Source organism: Modestobacter sp. SYSU DS0657, assembly GCF_054050925.1.
Genome location: NZ_JBJHAG010000016.1, coordinates 20643 through 42620, shown reverse-complemented (window position 1 = coordinate 42620; position 21978 = coordinate 20643). Strand labels below are relative to the sequence as shown.

The following is a 21978-nucleotide window of genomic DNA, read 5'->3' as shown; positions in this document are numbered from 1 at the left end:
CGTTTTCCGAGGTCAGCGCAGCGCTCAGGACGCGCCCAGGCACACCCGCCGCCGGTGCGCGACCGACCGGTTCCCACGGGTTCCGCCGCCCGCGCAGCCCGACCCGCAGAGGAGGAGACAGACCGGATGTGGGACTTCGTCCTCGACCGGCGAGGCCAGATCGCCTTCCAGGCCTTCCAGCACGTCAGCCTGGTCGTGCAGTGCGTCGTGCTCGGCTCGCTCATCGCCCTGGCGCTGGCCGTGCTGGTCTACCGCAGCCCCCGGGCCACCGGCGTGGCCAACGGTTTCTCGGCGGTGGGTCTGACCATCCCGGCGTTCGCCCTGCTGGGCATCCTGCTGGCGCCCTTCGGCTTCGGCATCGCCCCCGCGGTGATCGCGGTGACCTTCTACGCGGCGCTCCCCGTGCTGCGCAACGCCGTCGTCGGCCTGGCCGGGGTCGACCCGGCGCTGATCGAGTCGGCGCGCGGCATGGGGATGAGCCGGCTGGCCACCCTGCTGCGGGTGGAGATCCCGCTGGCCTGGCCGGTGATCCTGGCCGGGGTCCGCGTCTCCACCCAGATGGTCATGGGCATCGCGGCCATCGCCGCGTACGTGCTCGGCCCCGGGCTCGGCGGCTTCATCTTCACCGGGCTCTCCCGGCTGGGCGGCGCGAACGCCCTGAACTCCGCGCTCACCGGGACGATCGCCATCGTCGTCCTGGCCCTCGTCCTCGACCTGCTGCTCCTGCTGCTGGGTCGCCTCACCACCCCCAGGGGGATCCGTGCCTGACGCATCCACATCCGCCGGGACACCTGCCGGCGCCACCGCCGCCGGTCGGCCGGGGAGCGCCCCGGCCTCCGGCGAGCGCCGGGTCAGCGGCGTCGCCATCCGGCTGGACGGCGTGACCAAGCGCTACCCGGGCCAGGAGAAGCCCGCCGTCGACGGCGTCTCGCTGGAGATCCCGGCCGGCGAGACGGTCATGTTCGTCGGCCCCTCGGGCTGCGGGAAGACCACCCTGCTGAAGATGGTCAACCGGCTGATCGAGCCGACGGGCGGCAGCATCCACCTCGGCGACGAGGACGTCACCCGGCAGGACCCCGACCAGCTGCGCCGCCGGATCGGGTACGTGATCCAGGCCGGTGGGCTCTTCCCGCACATGACCGTCGGCACGAACGTCGGCATGGTGCCGCGGATGCTGGGCTGGGACAAGGAGCGGGTCGCCGCCCGCATCGACGAGCTGCTGGAGCTGGTCGGGCTGGACCCGGAGGTCTACCGGGACCGCTACCCCAAGGAGCTCTCCGGCGGTCAGCAGCAGCGCGTCGGCGTGGCCCGGGCGCTGGCCGCGGACCCGCCGGTGCTGCTGATGGACGAGCCGTTCGGCGCCGTCGACCCGATCACCCGCCAGCGGCTGCAGGACGAGCTGCTGCGGATCCAGGAGGAGCTGGGCAAGACCATCGTCTTCGTCACCCACGACTTCGACGAGGCCGTGAAGCTCGGCGACAAGATCGTGGTCTTCGACGTCGGCGCCCGGATCGTCCAGTACGACACCCCCGAGGCGATCCTGGCCGAGCCGGCCGAGGAGTACGTCGCCGACTTCGTCGGTGCCGGGGCCACCCTCAAGCAGCTCACCCTCACCCGGGTGCACGAGCTGGACCTGCGGCCGGTCACCACCGCCTCGGTCGGCGACGACGCCGCCGACGCCGTGGCGCGGGCCCGGGCTGCCGGCGACGACTTCGTCGTGGTGCTCGACCGGCGTGGCCGGCCGATCAGCTGGCCGACGCTGGCCGAGGTCAGCCGGATGTCGACCCTGCCGGCGACCGTCGACGAGCGGCTGCCGGTGGTCGGCCTCGGCTCGACGCTCAACGACGCGCTGGACACCATGCTCGCGGCCAGCCAGGGCGGCGCCGTCGTGGTGGGCCGGCACAACAGCCTGGCCGGGGTCGTCTCCATCGAGACGATCATGGACCGCATCCAGCGCACCCGGAACGAGGTGAGCGGATGACCGCCGCGCAGCAGTCGGACACCGGGCAGCGCCCCGACCCGCTGCGCCGTCCCGAGGCGGCGCGGAGCGCCAGCCGCGATGCGCGCGACGCGGCCGCCCCGGAGCAGGCGCGCGGTGGCTGGCGCGCGCTGGCCGTGCAGCCGGTGCTGGTCGTCGTCGGCATCGCCGCCTTCCTGCTGTGGCGCACCACCGCCACGCTCACCGAGACCGAGGCCCGGCAGCTGGGCGCGGCGACGCTGTGGGACAGCGTGCTGCGGCACCTGGCGCTGACCGTCGTCGCCGCGGTCATCGTTCTGGCCATCGCGATCCCGCTGGGCATCGCGCTCACCCGCCCCGCGCTGCGCCGGTTCACGCCGGTGGTGATCACCGTGGCCAACATCGGGCAGGCCGCTCCGGCGATCGGCCTGTTCGTGCTGCTGGCGATCTGGCTGGGCTTCGGCTTCTGGACGACGATCGCGGCGCTGGTCATCTACTCGGCGCTGCCGGTGCTGCGCAACACCATGGTCGGCATCCAGGGCGTCGACGCCCGGCTGGTGGAGGCCGGCCGGGGCATGGGCATGAGCGGCGCCGCCGTCCTGCGGAAGGTCGAGCTGCCGCTGGCCGTCCCGGTCATGCTCGCCGGTGTCCGGACGGCGCTGGTGCTGCTGGTGGGCACCGCCACGCTGGCCACCTTCATCTCCGGCGGCGGCCTCGGTGTGCTGATCAACACCGGCATCACCCTGTCGCTCAACTCGCTGCTGCTCAGCGGCGGGGTGCTGGTCGGACTCCTCGCGCTCGCCGTCGACTGGCTGGGCCGGGTCGTCGAGCACGTCGCCCGACCGAAGGGACTCTGATGCGCACGCCGACGAGGTCCGTGGCCGCGCTCGGGGCCGGGGTGCTGCTGCTCAGCGGCTGCGGTCTGCAGAGCGCCACCAGCTTCACCCCGCCGTCCGAGCCGGGGGACATCCAGCCGATCGCCGAGGTCGACGGCGCCCCGATCACCGTGGGCGCGAAGAACTTCACCGAGCAGCTGATCCTGGGCAAGATCGCGGTCATCGCGCTGCAGACGGCCGGCTTCGACGTCACCGACCGCAGCGGCATCCCGGGCGCCGCGCCGGCCCGGGCGGCGATGCTCGAGGGCGAGACCGACATGCAGTGGGAGTACACCGGCACCGCTTGGATCAACTACCTGGCCCAGCCCGAGGGCATCCCGGACCAGCAGGAGCAGTGGGAGGCGGTCCGGGACGCCGACGCCGAGAACGGGATCACCTGGCTGCCGCCGGCGGAGGCGAACAACACCTACGCCTTCGCCGTGCGCAGCGAGGCGGTCGACGAGCTCGGTGGGGTGGCCACCCTCTCCGACGTCGCCGAGCTGCCGGTGGAGGAGCGCACCTTCTGCGTGGAGTCGGAGTTCGCCACCCGGGTCGACGGCTTCGAGCCGATGCTGGAGCTCTACGGGATGCCGCTGGGCGACCCGCAGGGCGTGCCGCGGGACAACGTGAGCGTGCTGGACACCGGCGCGGTCTACACGGCGACCGACAACGGGGACATCTGCAACTTCGGCGAGGTCTACACCACCGACGGGCGGATCGCGTCGCTGGACCTGACCGTGCTGGAGGACGACCGCGGCTACTTCCCGGCGTACAACATCGCCCCCGAGGTGCTGACCGGGACGCTCGAGCAGTACCCGGAGATCGCCGACATCTTCGGCCAGATCACCCCGCTGCTCACCGACGAGGTGATGGTCGAGCTCAACGGCCGGGTCGACGTCGAGGGTGAGGACCCGGCCGAGGTGGCGCTGGACTGGATGGTCTCCGAAGGGCTCGTCGAGCGGGGCTGACGAGCGCGGCCGACCGACCCGGGCTCAGCCCCGGGCCAGCCGCTCCAGCCGGCCGACCAGGAACTCCACGGCGGCCGCGCTGTCGACGCCCTCGGCCACCGCGACGGCCGAGGGGGCCGTCGACGGGGCGCGGCGGTCGACCAGCGTCTGACCCCGGCCGGCGCCCGGGCCGGTGTCGACGACGAGGTCCCGGCGCACGGTGGACAGCGTGCCCGGCACGATCGCCTCGGTGAGGGCGAGCGCGTCGTGCACCACCACCCCGTCGGTGCCGTAGGCGTCGCGGGCGTGGTCCAGGTACTGGCGCAGGATCGCCGCCGCCTGCGCCCCGACCGGACCGGCGGCGGCGAACCGGGCGATGCCGGCCCCGGTCAGCACCGTGGGGAGGGTGACGTCCAGCCCGACCAGCACGGTGGGCAGCCCCGCGCCGAGGACGACGGCGGCAGCCTCCGGGTCGGCCCAGACGTTGAACTCCGCGGCGGCGGTGACGTTCCCGCCCCGGGCCGCCGAGCCGCCCATCACCACCAGCCGGCCGATCCGGGCGGCGGCGTCGGGGTACACCGCCAGCAGCAGCGCGAGGTTGGTCAGCGGCCCGATGGCGGCCACGGTGACCGGCTGCTCGCTGCTGAGCAGCAGCTCGGCCAGTGCCACGACCGCCGGCCGCGGGTCGGCCCCCACCGGTGAGGGCGGCAGGTCCACCCCGCCCAGCCCGGCCTCGCCGTGCACGTGCCCGGCCCGCCGCGGCACCGGCACCACGAGCGGGTCGCGGGCGCCGGCGGCGACCGGGACGTCGGACCGGCCGGCCAGGTGGAGCACCCGCAGCGCGTTCTCCGTGGTCTGCGCCAGGCCGACGTTGCCGTGCACGGTGGTGACCAGCCGGAGGTCGACCTCCGGGCTGGCCAGCGCGAGCAGCACGGCCAGGGCGTCGTCGATGCCGGGGTCGGTGTCGATCACCAGTGGAGTGGGCGTGGAGCCCTGCTGCGGGGCGGGGTCGGTCACCCGCCCATCCCACCAGACACACCCGACACGCCGGGACGGCGCGGTCGCCGCCGAGGTCACCGTTCGGGCTCTGTCGCCGGTCGGGCCGCTGACCTGCGGTTTTCCGCCAGGCTGTCGACATGTGGCCGCTCTCCGGGACGGTGACCCGCCGGTTCGCGGGGAGCCGGCAACGGTTCGGTCACGCGATCGGACCGGAGCGTCCCGGGAGCGGGTCCGGAGGCGCCGTCGTCCCTACCTTTCTCCTTGTCCGCGGTCCCTTCCCCGGCCGCGGCGACTACTTCACGGAGGACGACATGGACGACGCACAGCTGGTCCGGACGGCCCGCTCGGCCGCCGCGACCGCAGCGCCGACCATCGCCCGGGTCGGCGCGCCGGTGACGGCGACCCGACACCTGACCGGTCACCCCACGCGACGGCCCGGGGCGGCCCTCGCCGGGGCCGGGCAGGTCGGCCCCGACGAGTACGGCATGAGCGACCTGGCCGCCGGGCTGGCCGTCGGCCTGGCGGTCGGTGTCCTGGGGCTGCGGGCCAGCGACCCCGCCGAGGCCCGGCCGGGTACCGCGCCGGTCCGCCGCGGACTGCTCAGCCGGCCACGTGCCCTGGTGGAGCGGGCCGGGCGGTGGGGCGCCGGACCGGACGGTGCACACCTGGCGTGGAACCGGCCGCCGCAGCGGGTCTACCGGCTCACCGACGGCGCCGACCGCCCGGTGCCGCGCCCGGTCGCGCAGCGGCCGGTCCCGGCCCCGGCAGCCACCGCGCGCCGCGCCGCGCCGGTCGACCCCGAGCTCGAGGCGGCGATCGCCTTCGCCACCGACTTCGGCACCGACCTGCTCACCACCCCGATGCGGCTGGCGCCGCCGGCTCCCCGGGTGACCGCCCCGCTGCGTGCCCTGGCGGCCCGGGTGCGCGGCGCAGCCCGCGCGGCCGCCACGTGGGGCAGCGGCGAGCACGGTGCGCACCTGGCGTGGAACCGCCCGCAGCCGCCCCTCGCCCGGCGGCTCGTCCTGACCGAGGAGCGCTCCCCGGCGCTGCCCGCCGACTGGCGCCACCGCGCGCCGGAGGAGGACGAGCCGACGCCGGCCCCCGAGGCACCCCGCAGCCCGGCAGCGCCGCCGCGCAGCGCCACCCGCCCGCGCCTCCTTAGGGTGGCTGCGTGTTCACGACGCGGCCGGAGCTCGCCGGCACCTTCGGCATGGTCGCCTCGACGCACTGGCTCGCCAGCGCCGCGGGCATGGCGACCCTCGAGGCCGGTGGGAACGCGTTCGATGCCGCGGTCGCTGCGGGTCTCACCCTGCAGGTGGTCGAGCCGCACCTCAACGGCCCGGGGGGCGAGGTCCCGATCCTCTTCGCCCGGGGCCCGCGGGCAGCCGGAGGCGCGGGCGGGACCTGGGCGGGAGAGCCGGTGGTGCTCTCCGGCCAGGGCGTAGCCCCGGCCGCGGCCACCACCCAGGCGTTCGCCGACCTCGGACTCGGGCTCGTGCCCGGGACCGGTCTGCTGGCCGCCACCGTGCCCGGCGCCGTCGGCGCCTGGCTCACGCTCCTGCGCGACCACGGCACCCTGCCGCTGGACGCCGTCCTCCGCTTCGCCATCGAGTACGCCGAGCACGGCCACCCGCTCGCCCCGCGGGTCGCCGCGACCGTCGCCTCGGTCTCCGAGCACTTCCGCACGCACTGGCCTACCTCGGCCGCCACCTGGCTCGCCCCCGACGGCGCACCCCCCACCGCCGGCCGCCTGTTCCGCAACCCGGTCCTCGCCTCGACCTACCGCCGACTGCTCGACGCAGCGCGCGGACCCTCCCGAGAGGCGCAGATCGACGCGGCACTGGCGTCCTGGTACACGGGGTTCGTCGCGGAGGCGATCGACGAGTTCTCCCGGTCCCCGGTCATGGACGACTCCGGTCGTCCGCACCGCGGCTTCCTCACCGGTGAGGACCTCGCCCGCTGGCAGCCGACGTACGAGCCGCCGGTCACCCTCGACTGGCGCGGGTGGACGCTCGCGAAGGCCGGGCCGTGGTCCCAGGGCCCGGCGCTGCTCCAGGCGCTCGCGATGCTGGACGGCGTCCTCCCGGCAGGCACCGCGGGGAGGTCCGCCTCCGTCTCCGAAGACGCCGACACCGCCGAGGTGGTGCATGCCAGCGTCGAGGCGACGAAGCTGGCGATGGCCGACCGCGAGGCCTGGTACGGCGACGAGGAGAGCGTGCCGGTGGACGACCTGCTGTCGGCCGCCTACACCAGCGAACGGCGGGCGCTCATCGGCGACCGGGCCAGCACCGAGCTGCGGCCCGGCTCCCCCGGTGGGCGCCCGCCACGGCTACCCCGCTTCGTCACCGACACCTCCGCGGCGGAGCGGCCCTCTGCCGGGACCATCGCCGGTGTCGGGGAGCCCACGGTCGACACGCGCGGCACGACCCGCGGCGACACCTGCCACGTCGACGTCGTCGACCGCTGGGGCAACATCGTCTCGGCCACCCCCTCCGGTGGCTGGCTGCAGAGCTCCCCGGTGATCCCCTCCCTGGGCTTCCCGCTGGGCACCCGGGCGCAGATGTTCTGGCTGGAGCCGGGGCTGCCCAACTCGCTGGTTCCGGGCAAGCGCCCGCGGACCACGCTCACCCCGTCGCTGGCGGTGCGCGGCGGGGTGCCGTCGCTGGCCTTCGGCACCCCGGGCGGTGACCAGCAGGAGCAGTGGCAGCTGTGCTTCTGGCTCGCCCACGTGCACGGCGGGCTGGACCTGCAGGCGGCCATCGACGCGCCGGCCTGGCACACCACCAGCTTCCCGTCGTCGTTCTTCCCGCGGGAGATGGTCCCCGGCGAGCTCGTGGTGGAGTCCCGGATCGGCGAGGGCGTGCTCGACGACCTGCGCCGTCGCGGGCACACGGTCACCGTCGCCGACCCCTGGTCGCTGGGCCGGCTCTCGGCGGTCTCGATCGACCCGGAGACCGGCGTGCTCAGGGCAGCGGCCAACCCGCGCGGGATGCAGGGGTACGCGGTCGGCCGCTGAGGGTCACCGGGGGGCCTCCTCCTCGGCCAGCTCCTGCGGCACCACGGCGGCCAGCGCCCGGCGGATGGCCACCACCACGCTGCTGGCGGCGAACAGGTCGTCGTCGGTCTTCCGCCGGGCCTCGCGGAGGGCGCCGGCGAGTTCATGGAGCGCGTCGTAGGCCGCCCGGGTCTCGTCCGCGCCGGCGGCGCTCGCCCCGCCGTCCACCGAGCGCAGCACCCCGGCCAGCCGGGCCAGCGCCGTCGCAGCAGCAGGGCGCAGCGCCGGGCCCAGCGTGACCCGGTCCCGGTCGGCCCGCTCGGTGTCGGCGAGGAGCTCGGTCAGCTCCTCCACCAGGAGGGCCAGCCGCTCCAGCGCCCGGGCCTGGGCGTACTGCCGCTCGGCGTACTGCCGGTAGCGGCGGGCGCGGAAGTTGCCCCGGCGGGCCTCGGCGGTCTCCTGCACCGCGACCCGCATCTGGGCCAGCACCGGGTCGATGGTGTGGGTGCGCTGGCGCCACTCGTCCTCGGTGGGTGGGTGCTCCTGCTGCAGGCCAGTGGCGAGGTCGTCGAGCTGGGCGGCCAGCACGTCGCGCAACCGGGCCAGCTGCTCCTGGGCCGGGGCGAGCGGGAGCTGGGGGAGCAGGGCGGTGACGACGATGCCGATCAGCGCGCCGAACAGGATGAGCCCGACGTACCCGGCGACGTAGTTGAACGGGTCTCGGTCGCCGAAGATCAGCACGAACAGGGCCGCGGTGGGCACCCAGCTCCGGGCGCTGCCCAGCCGCTTCCAGCCGGACAGCAGCACTCCGATCCCGATGACGGCGGAGACGCTGACCAGGGTCGGCGCCGAGACCACGTCGGCGACCAGTGCGATCGCGGCGCCCAGGGTGACCGCGGCGACGGTCTCGAACGACTCCCGGGCCGAGCCGGCCAGGCTGGTGGTGGTGGCCAGCATGGCGCCCATGGGTGCGTAGTAGGGGTAGTCGGCGGCCGGTCCGGGCAGCAGCTGCACCAGCGCCCAGGCGATGGCCGCCGCAACGGCGGCCTTGACGGCCAGGCCGGCGCGGGGGTGGCGCGCCCAGGTGCGGGCGAGGAACCCGGCCCGGAGGTGGGGACGGTGGGGGATCTGCACCCCGGCCTTCCTGCCCCGGCGGGACCGGGCAGAATCGGGTGACGGCACGGCGGCCCCCCGCCTCCTGCCGGCGAGGGGGTGGAGGCCACCGAGGATGACGTCGCTGGAGCCGAACGGCACCCTCGGCAGCAGGGCGTCCGCCGCCGGCCCGGCCGGGCTGCAGCGGCTGACCGAGCTCGCCGCCACCCTGCTGCGGGCGCCGTCGGCCGGGGTCGCGCTCGTGGGCGAGGTGCAGACCGTGGTGGGCACCGCCGGGCGCCCGGTCTGGCAGGTGGGCACCCGGCGCCGGCTCGACGACACCCTCGGCGGCACGGTCGTCGCCGCCCGGGCGCCCCGGGCCTACCCCGACGCCCGCACCGACCCGCGGGTGGCCACCCTCCCTGCGGTGCAGGCCGGTGAGGTGGCCACCTACCTCGGCGTCCCGCTGTTCGACGCCGGGGGCGAGCACGTCGTGGGCGTGCTGGCGGTGTTCGGGCCCGAACCCCGGGAGTGGACCGCCGAGGAGGTGGCGCTGCTCGAGCGGCTGGCCCACCCGGTGGTCACCGAGCTGGAGCTCTCCGCGGTCACCGCCGAGCTGGAGACCGGCCGGGTGCGCTGGGACCTGGCGATCGACGCGGCCGGGATCGGCAGCTTCGACTGGGACCTGGTCGGCGGCCGGCTCGTCTGGGACGACCGGCTGCTGGCGATGTTCGGCTTCGGCCGGGACGACTTCGCCGGCACGATCGAGGCCTTCCTGGAGCGGGTGCACGCCGACGACGTGGAGCGGGTCCGGACGGCGCTGCAGGCGGCGGTGGACACGTGCGGGGCGTACGACACCGAGTTCCGCGCGGTGCTGCCCTCCGGGCAGACCCGCTGGGTCCGCGGTCGTGGCCGGGCGCTCGGCGACGAGCGCGGCGTGGCGGTCCGGCTGCTCGGCGCCGCGCACGACACCACGGCCGACCGGATGGCCGACGTGCGGGTCTCCCGGGTGCTGGAGTCGATGCCGGCGGCGTTCTTCTCGCTGTCCCGCGACTGGCGGTTCACCTACGTCAACGCGGAGGCGGAACGGCTGCTGGGGCGACCGCGGGAGGAGCTGTTCGGCGGCGAGGTGTGGGAGCTGTTCCCCGCCGCGGTCGGCAGCGACTTCGAGGTGCACTACCGGGCGGCCGCGGAGACCGGCGAGATGACGGTGTTCCAGGCGTACTACCCGCCCCCGCTGGACAGCTGGTACGAGGTGCGGGCCTGGCCGGACCCCGACGGGCTGGCGGTGTACTTCCTCGACGTCACCCAGCGGCGCCGCGCCGAGGACGCCGCCCGCCGCCGCGAGGAGCGCCTGGCCCTGATCGCCCGGGTCTCCGACGCCCTGTCGAAGGCGCTGGTCGAGCGCCGCGGTGCCGGGGAGGCGCTGCAGGGGCTGAGCCGGGCCGTCGTCCCGGCGCTGGGCGACTGGGCCATCGTCAGTCTCGTGGAGGAGGACGGCCGGCTGCACGACGTCGCCAGCTGGCACGCCGACCCGGACCTGCGCCCGGCCGCGGCACGCTACTCGGAGCTGCGGCTGGCGGCGTTGGACTCCACCGCGCCGCTGGTGCAGGCCGTGCTCGGCGGCGGCGCCCGGGTCGTGCCCGACGTGGACGCCGCGGTCGGCGACGGGCTGCCGGAGGGCGAGGTGCGGGACGCCTACCGCGCGCTGGCGCCCCGCTCGGCGGTGGCCCTGGCGCTGCGGGCCCGCGGCCGGGTGCTGGGCGCGCTGAGCGTCTACCGCGGCCAGGCGCGGGAGCCGATGGACCTCTGGGACCAGGAGACGCTCAGCGAGATCGCCGACCGGGTGGCCCTGGCGCTGGACAGCGCGGCGCTGCAGGAGCAGGAGCGGCGGATGGCCGAGGACCTGCAGCGCAGCATGCTCACCGCGCCACCGGAGCCCGACCACGCCGAGATCGCCGTGCGCTACGTGCCCGCGGTGCGCGCCGCCCAGGTGGGGGGTGACTGGTACGACGCCTTCCTGCAGCCCGACGGGGCGACCGTCATCGCGATCGGGGACGTCGTCGGCCACGACACGGTGGCCGCCGCGGCGATGGGCCAGCTGCGCAGCCTGCTGCGCGGCATCGCCTACAGCACCAGCGGGGGTCCGGCGCGCGTGCTCGGTGACCTGGACCGGGCCATCGAGGGCCTGCAGGTGCACACCCTGGCCACCGCGGCCGTCGCGCGGTTCGAACAGAGCCCCGAGGAGCGCGGGCGGGGCGAGACCCGGCTGCGCTGGTCGAGCGCCGGGCACCCCCCGATCATGGTCCTCGGCCCCGACGGCGCGGTGCAGGTGCTGGCCACCGAGCGGGCGGACCTGATGCTCGGCGTCCATCCGACGGCCCCGCGCAAGGAGCAGGTGCTCACCCTGCCGTGGGGTGCGACGGTGCTGCTCTACACCGACGGGCTGGTCGAGGGGCCGGATCTGCCGCTGGACGACGGCGTCGCCCGGCTGTCCGCGCTGTTCGGTGAACTGGGTCACCTCACCCTCGCCGAGCTGTGCGACCAGCTGGTCGCGCGGATGCGGCCCGGCGGGTCGGAGGACGACGTCGCGCTGGTCGCCGTACGGCTGCACCCGGAGGACCGCCCACGCCCACCGGAAGCCGGGCCGCAGGTCGTGCCGAGGATCCTGCCGCCGATCGGCTGAGCGGGGCTCAGCCGCGGGGGAGCAGGGCCCAGACGCTCTTCTGGCCGTCGGCCAGGTGCCAGCCGTGGTCGTCGGCCATCTCGGCGATGAGGTAGAGCCCCAGGCCACCCTGGCTCGGGTCGCGGCCCACGGCCGGCTGCGGCGGGCGGGTGGCCGCGGAGTCGCGCACCTCGATCAGCCAGGCGCGCGGGGTCTGCTGCACGCGGGCGCGGACCCCGCCGCCGCCGTGCCGCAGGGCGTTGGACGCCATCTCGTCGAAGGCGAGGACGACGGCCTCGTCGAGCTCCTCGGCGCGGGCGTCACCGCTGGACCGGGCGGCCAGCCCGCGGCGCAGTTCGGCGCGCACGCGGGGCAGCTCGGCGACCGAGTGCAGCTCCCAGGACCAGCCGTCCGCGGCGGGCGGGGGAGGCGACGAGGGCCACGCCAGGCGCGCCGTCTCGCCGCTCACTCGGTCTCCTCGCGCTCACGCCGTCGGCTGCTCGACAGCGACCCACTGTCTTGGCTCGGCAGGGCCCGGTCAAACATCCAGCCGGTGTGAGTCAGCTCTCATCCAGTGCCGATGGTCTTGCCGGAGCTGGTCCCGGCCGACGCTAGGGCACTCGGCTGCCGCGCAGCGGACATGCGTCCGGACGGACTCGTTCCACAGTCACACCGGCCCCACCGGCGTCAGTGCCCGGCCCCACCGAGGTTGAGCAGCACCACGCCGACGACGACGAGCACGAGGCCGGCCACCTGCCACCCGGACAGCGGCTGACCGAGCAACGTCGCGCCGATCGCGGCGACGGCGGCGGTGCCCGCCCCGGACCAGATGGCGTAAGCGACGGCGACCGGGACGGTCCTCACCACCTGCGCCAGCAGCACGAAGGAGAGCGCGTACCCGGCCAGCACGGCCACGGTGGGCAACGGCACGGTGAACCCGGCGGTGCGGGGGAGCAGCGAGGTCGCGGCCACCTCGGCGGCGATGGCGCAGGCGAGGAGCAGGTAGGCCACGGCCCGATCCTGCCCGGCGCCCTCAGCCCGGACCGCTGGGGGGCGGCCCGCCCCGGGGCGGGGTGGTCAGCCCAGCGCGGTCAGGTACTCCCGGACGGCCGCCGGCTCCCGCATCACCGTGCCCATCACCGCCACCCCGTGCGCCCCCGCGGCCAGGCACCCGGCCACGTCGCCGGGGGCGATGCCGCCGAGGGCGTAGACCGGCGGTGCGCCCGGAGCCACCCGCGCGAGACCGGGGAGCCCCAGCGGCGGGCCGTACCCGGGCTTGGAGGCGGTCGGGTTGACCGGCGAGACGAACACCCAGTCGCAGCCCTCCGCGGCGGCCTGCGCCACCTCGGCGGCGTCGTGGCACGAGCGCCCGACCAGCGTCGGCCGCCGCACCGGGAACGGGTCGGCCGCAGCCAGGTGGACGGCGTGCCCGCCGGTGCGGCCGGCGCGGACGAGCAGCCCGCCGACGGGGGCGAGCACCGCGGCGAGCTCGTCGGCCAGCCGGTCCCGCTCGGGCTCGGGCAGGTCCTTCTCCCGGAGCACGACCGCGCGGACCCCGGCGTCGACCGCGGTGGCGACGGCGCCGACCAGCGACCCGGCGCACTGGCGCCGGTCGGTGAGCACCAGCAGCCGGGGCAGCCCGGTCACAGCTCGGGGAGCCCCGCCATCGGGGTGGAGGCCTCGGCGTGCCACCGCCGGGGGATCCGGCCGGCGGTGCGGGCCAGCCGGCCGCCCTCGACGGCCTGGCGCATGGCCAGCGCCATCCGCTCCGGGTTACGGGCCCGGGTGACCGCGGAGGCCAGCAGCACCGCGTCGCAACCCAGCTCCATCGCCAGGGCGGCGTCGGAGGCGGTGCCGATGCCGGCGTCGAGCACCACCGGGACGTCGACCGCCTCGCGCAGCAGCGCGATGTTGTGCGGGTTGCGGATGCCCAGACCGCTGCCGATCGGCGAGCCCAGCGGCATCACCGCTGCGCAGCCGGCATCGGCCAGCCGCCGGCCGAGCACCGGGTCGTCGGTGGTGTAGGCGAGCACCTGGAACCCGTCGGCGACCAGCTGCTCGGCGGCGTCGACCAGTTCCACCGCGTCGGGCAGCAGGGTGTGCTCGTCGCCGATCACCTCCAGCTTGACCCAGTCGGTGCCGAACGCCTCCCGGGCCAGCCGGGCGGTGAGCACCGCCTCGCGGGCGGTGAAGCAGCCGGCGGTGTTGGGCAGCAGCCGGACGCCGCAGCGCTCGAGCACCTGCAGCATCGCGCCGCTGGCGGAGGCCTCGACCCGGCGCAGGGCGATCGTCACCAGCTGGGTGCCCGAGGCGCGGATGGCCCGCTCGAGCACCTCCAGGCTGGGCACGCCCCCGGTGCCGAGCAGCAGCCGGGAGCGGAACGTCTCCCCGGCGAGGGCGAAGGTGTCGCCGGACTCCTCGGCGGCCAGCGCCGCGCCCAGCTCCTCTGCGGTGCTCATGCGCTCAGCCTCCTGCGGTCGGGGCGAGGACCTCGACGGTGTCGCCGGTGGTCAGAGGGGTCGCCGGCCAGCTGCTGCGCGGGACGACGTCGCCGTTGCGGGCGACGGCGACCCGGTCGTGGCCGGCGGCGCGCTGGGCCACCAGGTCGGCGACGGTGGCGCCGTCGGGCAGCTCGGCGGTGGCGCCGTTGACGGAGAGGGTGATCACGCGGTCCTCCCGAACCGGTCGGCGGTGAAGGGCGCGGCGATCGCCGGCAGCTGCCCCGTGGTCAGCTGCTCGGCGATCACCTCGCCGGTCACCGGGGTGAGCAGGGCCCCGTTGCGGTGGTGGCCGGTGGCCAGCACCAGCCCGGGCAGCGACGAGGCGCCCAGCAGGGGGGCGTTGTCGGCGGTGCCCGGGCGCCAGCGGGCCAGCGTCTCGGTGAGCTCCAGCTCGGCGACCTCGGGGACGACCTCGATCGCGTCGTGCAGCAACTCGTGCACGCCGCCGGCGGTCACCCGGGCGTCGAAGCCGCGGTCCTCCACGGTGGCCCCGACGATCAGCCGGCCCTCGCCGTAGGGCACCAGGTAGACGTGCCGGCCGCGGACCAGCGCCCGCACCGTGCCGCCCAGCAGCCCGCCCGCGCCGGCCAGCCGCAGGATCTGGCCCTTCACCGGGCGCACCGGCAGCGGCGGCACGCCGGGCAGGCTCCCGCTGTGCGCACCCAGGGCGAGGACGACGGCGCCGCCGGCCAGCTCCCCGCCGCCGGCCAGCACGACGCCGGTGGCCCGGCCGGCCGCCACGGTGAGCTCGGCGGCGCGGTCGCGCACCAGCCGCACCCCGGCGGCGGTGCCGGCGGCCAGCAGGGCGGCGTGCAGTGCGCGCCCGTCGACGGAGTGGTCGCCGTCGACCGCCAGCCCGCCGCGGACCCGGGGGGTGAGCGCGGGCTCCCGGCGGCGGGTCTCCCGGGGGGTGAGCCGTTCGGCGGCCAGCCCGAGCTCGGTCTGGAAGGCGTGCAGCTCGTCGAGCTGGCGGACGTCGTCGGCGTCGAACCCGACGACCAGCGTCCCGGCGGTGCGCAGCTCCACCGGGAGACCGGTGGTCTGCTCGAGCTCGGCGACGAAGGCGGGGTAGCGCTGCAGCGACGCCGCGCACAGCCGCAGCAGCGCCTCCTCGCCGTAGGAGGCCTCGGTGACCGGGGCGAGCATCCCGGCGGCCGCGGCGGAGGCACCCGCACCGGGTGCGTCGTCGACGACGGTGACCGACAGCCCGCGCTGCGCGGCCCGCCAGGCCACCGACAGGCCGATCAGCCCGCCCCCGGCGACCACGACGTCCACCCGGTCACCGCCCACGGGCTCCTCACCTCCGCCGAAATGGCCATTTCGGCGAGCAGGGGCGGGGGCGGTCACCGGGCGGCGCCCAGTGCGGTCAGCAGCTCCCGGGTCGCTGCGGCGGGGTCGGCGGCGGCGGAGACCGCGCCCACGACGGCGACCCCGGTGGCCCCGGCGGCCAGCAACGCCGGCACCCGCGCCGCGGTCACCCCGCCGATGGCGATCACCGGGACGTCGACCGCGGCGGCGACCGCCGCGATGCCGCCCGGGCCCAGCGCCTCGGGTAGGCCGGTCTTGGTGGTGGTCGGCCAGGCGGGGCCGACGCCGAGGTAGTCGGCGCCCTCGGCGACCAGCTGCCGGGCGAGCGCGGGGTCGCGGCAGGTTCCGCCGAGCAGGTGACCGGGGCCGGCGACCCGGCGGGCGGCGGCCAGCGGCAGGTCGCCGGCGCCCAGGTGGGTGCCGTGGGCGCCGACGGCCAGGGCGACGTCGACCCGGTCGTTGACCAGGCAGGTCGCGCCGGCCGGGGCGCAGACGGCGACGACGGCGCGGGCGAACTCGTACAGCTCGCGGTCGGTGCCGCCCTTGGCGCGGACCTGCACGACCGGCGCCCCGGCGGCGACGGCGGCCTCGACCGCGGCCAGCGCCGCCGCCCCGCCGCGGGCGTCGGTGAGCACGTGCAGCCGTCCCAGGCTCACGGCCGGCGCCTCCGGAGCAGCGCCGGAGCCCGCACGACCAGGGTGAGCAGCACGGCCACCGCCAGGCTGACCAGCGACGCGGACCAGCCGTTGGCCGGGTCGATGCCCAGGTCGGTCTGCCGCTCGGTCCACCACGTCGTCCAGCCGGCACCCGGGCCGGCGAAGTACGTGGGCAGGGTGAGCTGGTAGGCGACGAAGCCCGCGATCCACGGCAGCAGCAGCTCCAGGCGGGCCGGCGCGGTGTCGGAGGTGTTCCAGGCGCCGCGGGGCAGCAGCCAGTAGGCCACCAGGAACACCCCGGCCAGCGGCACGAACACCGCGCCGATCAGGAAGAGGAACGGCTCGTAGGCGGCGATGTCGAGGGTGAGCGCCAGCAGCGTGGCGACCGAGCCGACGGCGACCGCCAGGACCCGCCGGTCGGCCCGGGCGACGACGTTCTGCGCGGACACGGCGGTCGAGTAGACGTTCGCGAACGCCTCGTCCAGCTCGACGACCACGAGCAGCAGCACCGCCAGCGCGCCCAGTGGCACCACCAGCAGCGCGTCGATGACGTCCAGCCCGGCGCTGCCGTAGGCGGCCAGCGCGAGCACCCCGAGGGTGAACATGACGACGGTCGCGATGCCGTAGCCCAGGCCCGCGCCGAGGCCGGCCGCCCGGCTGCTGCGCACGTGCCGGGTGTAGTCGGCGGCCAGCGGGATCCAGGACACCGGCAGCGCGATGACGACGTCCGCGGCGGTCCAGAACGAGGTGGCGCTGCCCTCGGCGAGCTCGGGCAGGGGCTCGCGGAGCACCTGCACGTTGAGGTAGACCAGCGCGGCCAGCGCCGCCCACACCGCGTAGCGGGCGAGCAGCCGGACGACGCCCAGCGGCCGCAGCGCCATGGCGGTGGCCAGCAGGCCGGCGCCGAGGACGAACGGCCAGCGCGGTGCGTCGAGCACCCGGGAGGCGGCCTCGGCGATGATCACGATCTCGAAGGTGGCCCAGCCGACGCACTGCACGAGGTTCAGCGCCGTCGGCAGGTAGGAGCTCCGCCGGCCGAGCAGGCCGCGCAGCAGCACCATCGCCGGCACCTGCTCGCGGGCGCCGGCGGCAGCGGTGGCGCCCAGCAGTGCCGCGCCGATGAGGGCGCCCACCACGATGGCGCCGATCGTCACCGCCAGCGGGCGGCCGGGCAGCACCACGTAGACCGCGGCCACCGGCAGCAGCAGGCTGACGCCGAGGTTGCCCCACAGGCCGAGCGCGTCGCGCAGCCCGAGGGTGCGCAGCGGCGCCTCGGTGAGGGTGAGGGGGGCGTCCCCGGTGACGGGGGACGGAGGGGTGGAGGTGCTCACGGTGTCGCTCCCTACGCCGGCATTACCCGGTCAGGTTCCAGCGGTCGGCGGCGCTCAGCCGCCCTCTCAGCCCGGTTCCGCCCGAGCTCCCGCACATGGCATCGGCCATGACGCCCGCCACAGTAGGTCACCGGGGCGCGGGGGTGCACCGCCGGGGAACCCCCTCGTCCGGAACACCCCGTCCGGAACTCGGCTGGCGTGGCCGGGCTGGCTAGAGTCCCGGTCGTGCCGGTCGACGAGCTGCTGACCCGTTCCCCCGACTCCTGGCGGGCTGCCACCGCCCACCCCTTCCTCACCGGGGTGCGCGAGGGCACCGTGCCGGTGGCGGCCTTCGAGACCTGGCTGGTGCAGGACGCCCGGTTCGTCGCCGACCTGCTGCGCTTCCAGGCCCGGCTGCTGGCCCGGGCGCCCCGGCCGGCGCAGGCGGTGCTGGCCGGCGGGCTGGTCGCGCTGGTCGACGAGCTGGCCTGGTTCGAGCAGCTGGCCGCGGCCCGCGGGCTGGACCTCGAGGCCCCGACGCTGTCGGCCACCACCGCCTACGCCGAGCTGCTGGCCCGGCTGGACGGCGCCGACGTCCCGACCGGGCTGACCGCGCTGTGGACGATCGAGCGCACCTACCTCGACGCCTGGTCCGGTGCGCTGCCCGGGGCCCCGCAGTACCGCGAGTTCGTCGAGCACTGGACCGTGCCGGGGTTCGCCGGCTACGTGGCCGGGCTGGCCGCGGCCGCCGACGCGTACCCGCCGTCCGCCGCCGACGCGGACGCGGTGTTCGCCGAGGTGGTCGCCGCGGAGATCGCCTTCTGGGACATGGCGATGGAGGCGGCGTGAGCGTCTCCGCGGAGCTGTGGGCCGCCGACGCCGACCTGGCCGCGGCGGCGCTGGCGCACCCGTTCGTGCAGGGGATCGCCGACGGCACGCTGCCCCGCGAGCGGTTCGCCGGCTACGTCGCCCAGGACGCGTTCTTCCTGGACGCCTTCGCCCGGGCCTACCGGCTGGGGGCGGAGAGCAGCGGTGACCCCGGCGTGCGCGCGGTGCTCACCGACCTGCGGGCCGGCGTGCAGGAGGAGCTGCGGCTGCACGCGGGCTACGCGGAGCAGTGGGGGATCGACCTCGCCGACGTTCAGCCGCTGCCGGCGACGTCGGCCTACGTCGACTTCCTGCTCGACGCCGCCGGCCGGGGGGACGCGGCGCTGACCTGCGCCGCGATGACCCCGTGCATGCGGCTGTACGCCCACCTGGGGCAGCAGCTGGCCCCGCGCGCCGCCGGGCCCTACCGGGAGTGGGTGGACACCTACGCCGCGCCGGAGTTCGAGGAGCTCGCCGCCACCCTGGAGCGGCTGCTCGACCAGCTGTGCGCCGGCGCGGCCGACGAGCAGCTCGTCGCGGTGCGGGCCGCCTTCCGCCGGGCCATGGAGCTGGAGGTGGGCTTCTTCGACGCCGCCTGGGCCGGTGCCTGAGGCGGCGTTGCTCGCGGCGGACGACCTGCTGGTGGGCTACGCCGCGGGCGAGCCGGTCTGCGCCCCGGTCACCGTGGCGGTGCAGCCGGGCACCGCGCTGGGCCTGGTCGGACCGAACGGCGCGGGCAAGTCGACCGTGCTGCAGACCCTGGTCGGGCTGCTCCCGCCGCTGGGCGGGACGGTGCGCTACGCCGGGGACCCGGTCGACGAGCGCTCGGCGACCTTCCGCGCCGAGGTGGCCACCGTGCTCGACGAGGACGCCTTCTTCCCGGCGCTCACCGGGGTGGAGCACCTGCTGCTGACCGCCCGCGGGCACGGCGTGGCCGACCCGGAGGACGTCGTCGCCCGGGAGGTCGAGGCGTTCGGGCTGGCCGGGCGGGCCGAGGCGCTGCCCTCGGCCGTCTCCTCCGGGCAGCGGCGGCGGCTCGCGCTGGCCGCGGCGCTCGTGCGCCCGGCCCGGCTGCTGGTGCTCGACGAGCCCGAGCGCCGGCTGGACACCGGGATGCGCCGGCAGCTGGCCGCCCGGCTGCGCGACGACGTCGCCGCGGGCGCCACGGTGGTGTTCGCCAGCCACGACCCGGAGTTCCTCCGCACCCTGGCCGACGACGTGCTGGTCGTCGACGACGAGGACTGCCCGCTGGTCTCCCCGGACGACGCCGTCGCCGCGCTGACCGAGGGCTGAGCGTTGTCCGCCGTCGCCGGGGCCCCGGTGCTCAGCGGCGCCCCGCTCACCGGTGGTCAGGTCCGCCGGGTCACCCGCCGGGCGACCGCGGCGCGGGCCGACACCAGCTGGGCGACCCTGGTCGGCGACGTCGTCGGCTGGCTCACCTCGCTCGGCATCCTCGTCGCGGTCGTGGGCGGCACCGTCTCCAGCCTGCGCGACCAGATCGCCGCCCGCCCGGCGACCGGGGCGGCCGTGCTGCCCGGCGCGGTCACCTCCGTGGTCGCCGCGGTGCTGGTGGTCGCCGGCCTGACCTGGGTGCTCGCCCGGCTCGGCCCGGTCAGCGCCACCCCGGCCGCGGCCGTCTGGTGGCTGCCGCTGCCGGCCGACCGGCGCGGGTTGCTGCGCGGTGAGCTGGTCCGGGTGGTGCTGATCTCGGCGACGGCGGCCGCGGTGGTCGTCGTCCCGGTGCTGCTCGCCGTGCCGGTCGCCCCCGCGGCGGCCGACGTGCTGATCGGGGTGGCCGCCGCGGCGCTGCTCACCGCGGCCGGCGCCGGGCTGCTGGTGGTGCTGCAGGCGGCGGGCCGAGGCCGTCGGCTGCCGACCGCCGCAGGGGCGCTGGCCTGCGCGGCGGTGGTGGGCGCCGCGGTCGCCGGGACGGTGCTGGCCGCGGTCGACGCCGGCCCGGTGTCCGGCTGGGTGGTGCAGCCGACCGGGACGCCGCTGGCAGCCGCCGCCGTCGTCGCCGGGGTGCTGGCGGTGCTCGGGGTGGTCGCCGCCGACCGCCGGCTGGGCCGGCTGCGCGCCGGTGACCTGCGGGCCCGCGGGGAGATCGTGCAGTACGCCACCGCCTCGACGTTCTCGATGGACACCCGGGAGCTGGGCCGGGCGCTGGCCAGCTCGCCGCGGGCGCCCCGGCGGCCGCGCCGGTGGCGGCGGGTGCGCGGTGCCCGGTCGGCGCTGCTCGCCGCCGACCTCGTGGTGCTCACCCGGTCGCCGTGGCGCTGGGGTCAGCTGGCGGTGGGCGCGGCCCTGCCGGTGCTGGCCGCCCGCACGTCCGGCCTGGGGAACCTGCCGGCGCTGGTCGCGGTCGCCGTGGCGCTGGGATGGGCGCTGGCGGCGGTGGCGCTGGGCGAGCCGAGCCGGCGGGCGCAGGCCACCCCGGCGCTGGACCGGGTGCTGCCGCTGTCGGCCGACGCCGCCGTCCGGCTGCGGTCGGTGGTGCCGCTGGCCGCGCTGGCGGTGGTGTGCGGCCTCTCCGGCGCGCTGGTCGGCCAGGGCACCGGCTCGATGGCGGTGTGGGCCGGGCTGGGCGTCGCGGTCGCCCCGGCGTGGGCCGGCGCCGCGGTGCGCGGCGGGTACCGCCCGGAGCTCGACTGGTCGGGGCCGGTGGTGGCGACCCCGATGGGGGCGGTGCCCAGCGGGGTCGGCGCGACGCTGGTCCGCGGCACCGACCTGGGTGTGGTCGGCACTCTGCCGTTCGGCATCGCGCTGCTGGTGGGGACGCCGTCGGCGCTGTGGGTGCCGGTGCAGCTGGTCTGGGCGCTGGCCGTGGGTGCGCTCGCCGTCCTCACCGCCCGCCCGGAGGACTGACGGCCGCACGGGTGTATGCACAGGAGTGACAGCACACGACTCGACAGCAACCAACTCGCAGGGAGATGCAGTGGCAGAGCAGCGGACGGCGATCATCACCGGGGCGGCGCGCGGGATCGGCGCGGCCATCGCGAAGCGGTTCGCCGCGGACGGCATGGCGGTGGCCGTGCTCGACCTGGACGAGGGCGCCTGCGCCGGCACGGTGGAGGCGATCACCGGCGCCGGTGGCCGGGCGCTCGCCGTGGGCGCGAACGTCGCCGAGGAGGACTCCGTGGCCGCCGCGGTCGACCGGGTGGCGGCCGAGCTGGGCGCCCCGACCGTGCTGGTGAACAACGCCGGGATCACCCGGGACAACCTGCTGTTCAAGATGAGCGTCGGCGACTGGGACGCCGTGCTCGGGGTGCACCTGCGCGGGGCGTTCCTGATGAGCCGGGCGGCGCAGAAGCACATGGTCGAGGCCCAGTGGGGCCGGATCGTGAACCTGTCCAGCGTCTCGGCGCTGGGCAACCGCGGGCAGGCCAACTACTCGGCCGCGAAGGCCGGCATGCAGGGGCTGACCAAGACCCTCGCCATCGAGCTGGGCCGCTACAACGTCACCGCGAACGCGATCGCGCCCGGGTTCATCGAGACCGAGATGACCGCGGCGACGGCCGAGCGGGTCGGGGTGCCGTTCGAGCAGTTCAAGGAGGGCGCGGCCAAGGAGATCCCGGTGCGCCGCGTCGGGCAGCCCGAGGACATCGCGCACACCGCCGCGTTCCTGGCCAGCGAGGGCGCGGGCTTCGTCTCCGGCCAGGTCATCTACGTCGCCGGCGGCCCGAAGGACTGAAGCAGGACCCCGCTGCCGAGTTGGATCAGGTCACCTGATCAGACACTGTCCTCCCGCACCAATGCTGGTGCGGGAGGACAGGCAGTGATCAGGGGACCTGATCCAACCTGGGCGC

21 protein-coding genes and 1 riboswitch are annotated in these 21978 nt (G+C 76.4%); of the genes, 11 read left to right on the top strand and 10 right to left on the bottom strand.

The annotated features are described in order from the left end of the window. Window positions 1-126 precede the first annotated feature (126 nt). Genes ACI79A_RS11810 through ACI79A_RS11795 form a run of 4 tightly spaced genes read left to right on the top strand, consistent with a single transcriptional unit; the run spans window position 127 to window position 3800 of the window. Window positions 127-768, top strand: a complete 642-nt coding sequence (locus ACI79A_RS11810) for an ABC transporter permease (protein ID WP_457083292.1) — start codon at window positions 127-129, stop codon at window positions 766-768. Then, entirely contained in the window at window positions 761-1981 is a 1221-nt protein-coding gene (locus tag ACI79A_RS11805) for an ABC transporter ATP-binding protein (protein WP_457083290.1), read from the top strand. The genes ACI79A_RS11810 and ACI79A_RS11805 overlap by 8 nt, the downstream gene beginning before the upstream one ends. Further along, window positions 1978-2814 (top strand): ABC transporter permease, encoded by an 837-nt coding sequence (locus ACI79A_RS11800; RefSeq protein WP_457083288.1) that lies wholly within the window; start codon window positions 1978-1980, stop codon window positions 2812-2814. Before ACI79A_RS11805 ends, ACI79A_RS11800 begins: the two co-directional genes overlap by 4 nt. 20 nt (window positions 2815-2834) lie before the next feature. After that, window positions 2835-3800 (top strand): glycine betaine ABC transporter substrate-binding protein, encoded by a 966-nt coding sequence (locus ACI79A_RS11795; RefSeq protein ID WP_457083286.1) that lies wholly within the window; start codon window positions 2835-2837, stop codon window positions 3798-3800. Window positions 3801-3824: 24 nt separating this feature from the next. Here the strand turns inward: ACI79A_RS11795 and ACI79A_RS11790 are convergent, their stop codons facing one another. After that, window positions 3825-4796: a nucleoside hydrolase gene (locus tag ACI79A_RS11790; protein WP_457083284.1), complete on the bottom strand. Its 972-nt coding sequence runs from the start codon at window positions 4794-4796 to the stop codon at window positions 3825-3827. A 1153-nt stretch (window positions 4797-5949) separates the two neighbouring features. Between ACI79A_RS11790 and ACI79A_RS11785 the strand changes: the two genes are divergently transcribed. Then, window positions 5950-7794 (top strand): gamma-glutamyltransferase family protein, encoded by a 1845-nt coding sequence (locus ACI79A_RS11785; RefSeq protein WP_457083282.1) that lies wholly within the window; start codon window positions 5950-5952, stop codon window positions 7792-7794. 3 nt (window positions 7795-7797) lie between these two features. Here the strand turns inward: ACI79A_RS11785 and ACI79A_RS11780 are convergent, their stop codons facing one another. Continuing rightward, window positions 7798-8907 (bottom strand): FUSC family protein, encoded by a 1110-nt coding sequence (locus ACI79A_RS11780; RefSeq protein ID WP_457083280.1) that lies wholly within the window; start codon window positions 8905-8907, stop codon window positions 7798-7800. 94 nt (window positions 8908-9001) lie between these two features. Between ACI79A_RS11780 and ACI79A_RS11775 the strand changes: the two genes are divergently transcribed. Then, window positions 9002-11551, top strand: coding sequence for a SpoIIE family protein phosphatase (locus ACI79A_RS11775; protein ID WP_457083278.1), 2550 nt, complete (start codon window positions 9002-9004; stop codon window positions 11549-11551). 7 nt (window positions 11552-11558) lie between these two features. Here the strand turns inward: ACI79A_RS11775 and ACI79A_RS11770 are convergent, their stop codons facing one another. The 8 genes from ACI79A_RS11770 to ACI79A_RS11735 all read right to left on the bottom strand — a co-directional run bounded on the left by ACI79A_RS11770 (window position 11559) and on the right by ACI79A_RS11735 (window position 17326). After that, window positions 11559-11999: an ATP-binding protein gene (locus ACI79A_RS11770; protein ID WP_457083276.1), complete on the bottom strand. Its 441-nt coding sequence runs from the start codon at window positions 11997-11999 to the stop codon at window positions 11559-11561. A 218-nt stretch (window positions 12000-12217) separates the two neighbouring features. Further along, window positions 12218-12541 (bottom strand): DMT family transporter, encoded by a 324-nt coding sequence (locus tag ACI79A_RS11765; RefSeq protein ID WP_457083274.1) that lies wholly within the window; start codon window positions 12539-12541, stop codon window positions 12218-12220. A gap of 66 nt (window positions 12542-12607) precedes the next feature. Next, on the bottom strand, window positions 12608-13177 hold the full coding sequence (locus tag ACI79A_RS11760; protein WP_457083272.1) for a thiamine phosphate synthase: 570 nt from the start codon (window positions 13175-13177) through the stop codon (window positions 12608-12610). Then, window positions 13174-13989, bottom strand: coding sequence for a thiazole synthase (locus ACI79A_RS11755; protein WP_457083270.1), 816 nt, complete (start codon window positions 13987-13989; stop codon window positions 13174-13176). The genes ACI79A_RS11760 and ACI79A_RS11755 overlap by 4 nt, the downstream gene beginning before the upstream one ends. Window positions 13990-13993: 4 nt before the next feature. Beyond that, on the bottom strand, window positions 13994-14197 hold the full coding sequence (thiS, locus tag ACI79A_RS11750) for a sulfur carrier protein ThiS (RefSeq protein WP_457083268.1): 204 nt from the start codon (window positions 14195-14197) through the stop codon (window positions 13994-13996). Further along, entirely contained in the window at window positions 14194-15321 is a 1128-nt protein-coding gene (thiO, locus tag ACI79A_RS11745) for a glycine oxidase ThiO (protein ID WP_457083266.1), read from the bottom strand. The genes thiS and thiO overlap by 4 nt, the downstream gene beginning before the upstream one ends. 53 nt (window positions 15322-15374) lie before the next feature. Next, window positions 15375-15995, bottom strand: a complete 621-nt coding sequence (gene thiE / locus ACI79A_RS11740; protein ID WP_457083264.1) for a thiamine phosphate synthase — start codon at window positions 15993-15995, stop codon at window positions 15375-15377. Continuing rightward, window positions 15992-17326 carry a purine-cytosine permease family protein gene (locus ACI79A_RS11735; protein WP_457083262.1) on the bottom strand — a complete coding sequence of 445 codons (1335 nt, stop codon included), beginning with the start codon at window positions 17324-17326 and terminating at the stop codon, window positions 15992-15994. The genes thiE and ACI79A_RS11735 overlap by 4 nt, the downstream gene beginning before the upstream one ends. Further along, window positions 17318-17429, bottom strand: a riboswitch (TPP riboswitch). (Overlaps the previous gene by 9 nt.) A gap of 122 nt (window positions 17430-17551) precedes the next feature. On the opposite strand from ACI79A_RS11735, the gene ACI79A_RS11730 reads away from it, so the two are divergent. From ACI79A_RS11730 to fabG, 5 genes are all read left to right on the top strand, one after another. Next, entirely contained in the window at window positions 17552-18154 is a 603-nt protein-coding gene (locus tag ACI79A_RS11730; RefSeq protein WP_457083260.1) for a thiaminase II/PqqC family protein, read from the top strand. After that, window positions 18151-18783, top strand: coding sequence for a TenA family protein (locus tag ACI79A_RS11725; protein ID WP_457083257.1), 633 nt, complete (start codon window positions 18151-18153; stop codon window positions 18781-18783). The genes ACI79A_RS11730 and ACI79A_RS11725 overlap by 4 nt, the downstream gene beginning before the upstream one ends. Next, window positions 18776-19465 carry an ABC transporter ATP-binding protein gene (locus ACI79A_RS11720; RefSeq protein WP_457083255.1) on the top strand — a complete coding sequence of 230 codons (690 nt, stop codon included), beginning with the start codon at window positions 18776-18778 and terminating at the stop codon, window positions 19463-19465. Before ACI79A_RS11725 ends, ACI79A_RS11720 begins: the two co-directional genes overlap by 8 nt. A 3-nt stretch (window positions 19466-19468) precedes the next feature. Continuing rightward, on the top strand, window positions 19469-21037 hold the full coding sequence (locus ACI79A_RS11715) for a DUF6297 family protein (protein ID WP_457083253.1): 1569 nt from the start codon (window positions 19469-19471) through the stop codon (window positions 21035-21037). Between the two features lie 70 nt (window positions 21038-21107). Then, a complete protein-coding gene (gene fabG / locus ACI79A_RS11710) occupies window positions 21108-21863 on the top strand; it encodes a 3-oxoacyl-ACP reductase FabG (protein WP_457083251.1) in 756 nt (251 codons plus the stop codon). The last annotated feature ends 115 nt before the right edge of the window (window positions 21864-21978 follow it).

What these genes read in the sequence shown, in the direction of transcription:
- ACI79A_RS11810 (WP_457083292.1), top strand. Translation starts at nt 127, where the DNA reads ATGTGGGACTTCGTCCTCGACCGGCGAGGCCAGATCGCCTTCCAGGCC.
- ACI79A_RS11800 (WP_457083288.1), top strand. Translation starts at nt 1,978, where the DNA reads ATGACCGCCGCGCAGCAGTCGGACACCGGGCAGCGCCCCGACCCGCTG.
- ACI79A_RS11775 (WP_457083278.1), top strand. Translation starts at nt 9,002, where the DNA reads ATGACGTCGCTGGAGCCGAACGGCACCCTCGGCAGCAGGGCGTCCGCC.
- ACI79A_RS11755 (WP_457083270.1), bottom strand. Translation starts at nt 13,989, where the DNA reads ATGAGCACCGCAGAGGAGCTGGGCGCGGCGCTGGCCGCCGAGGAGTCC.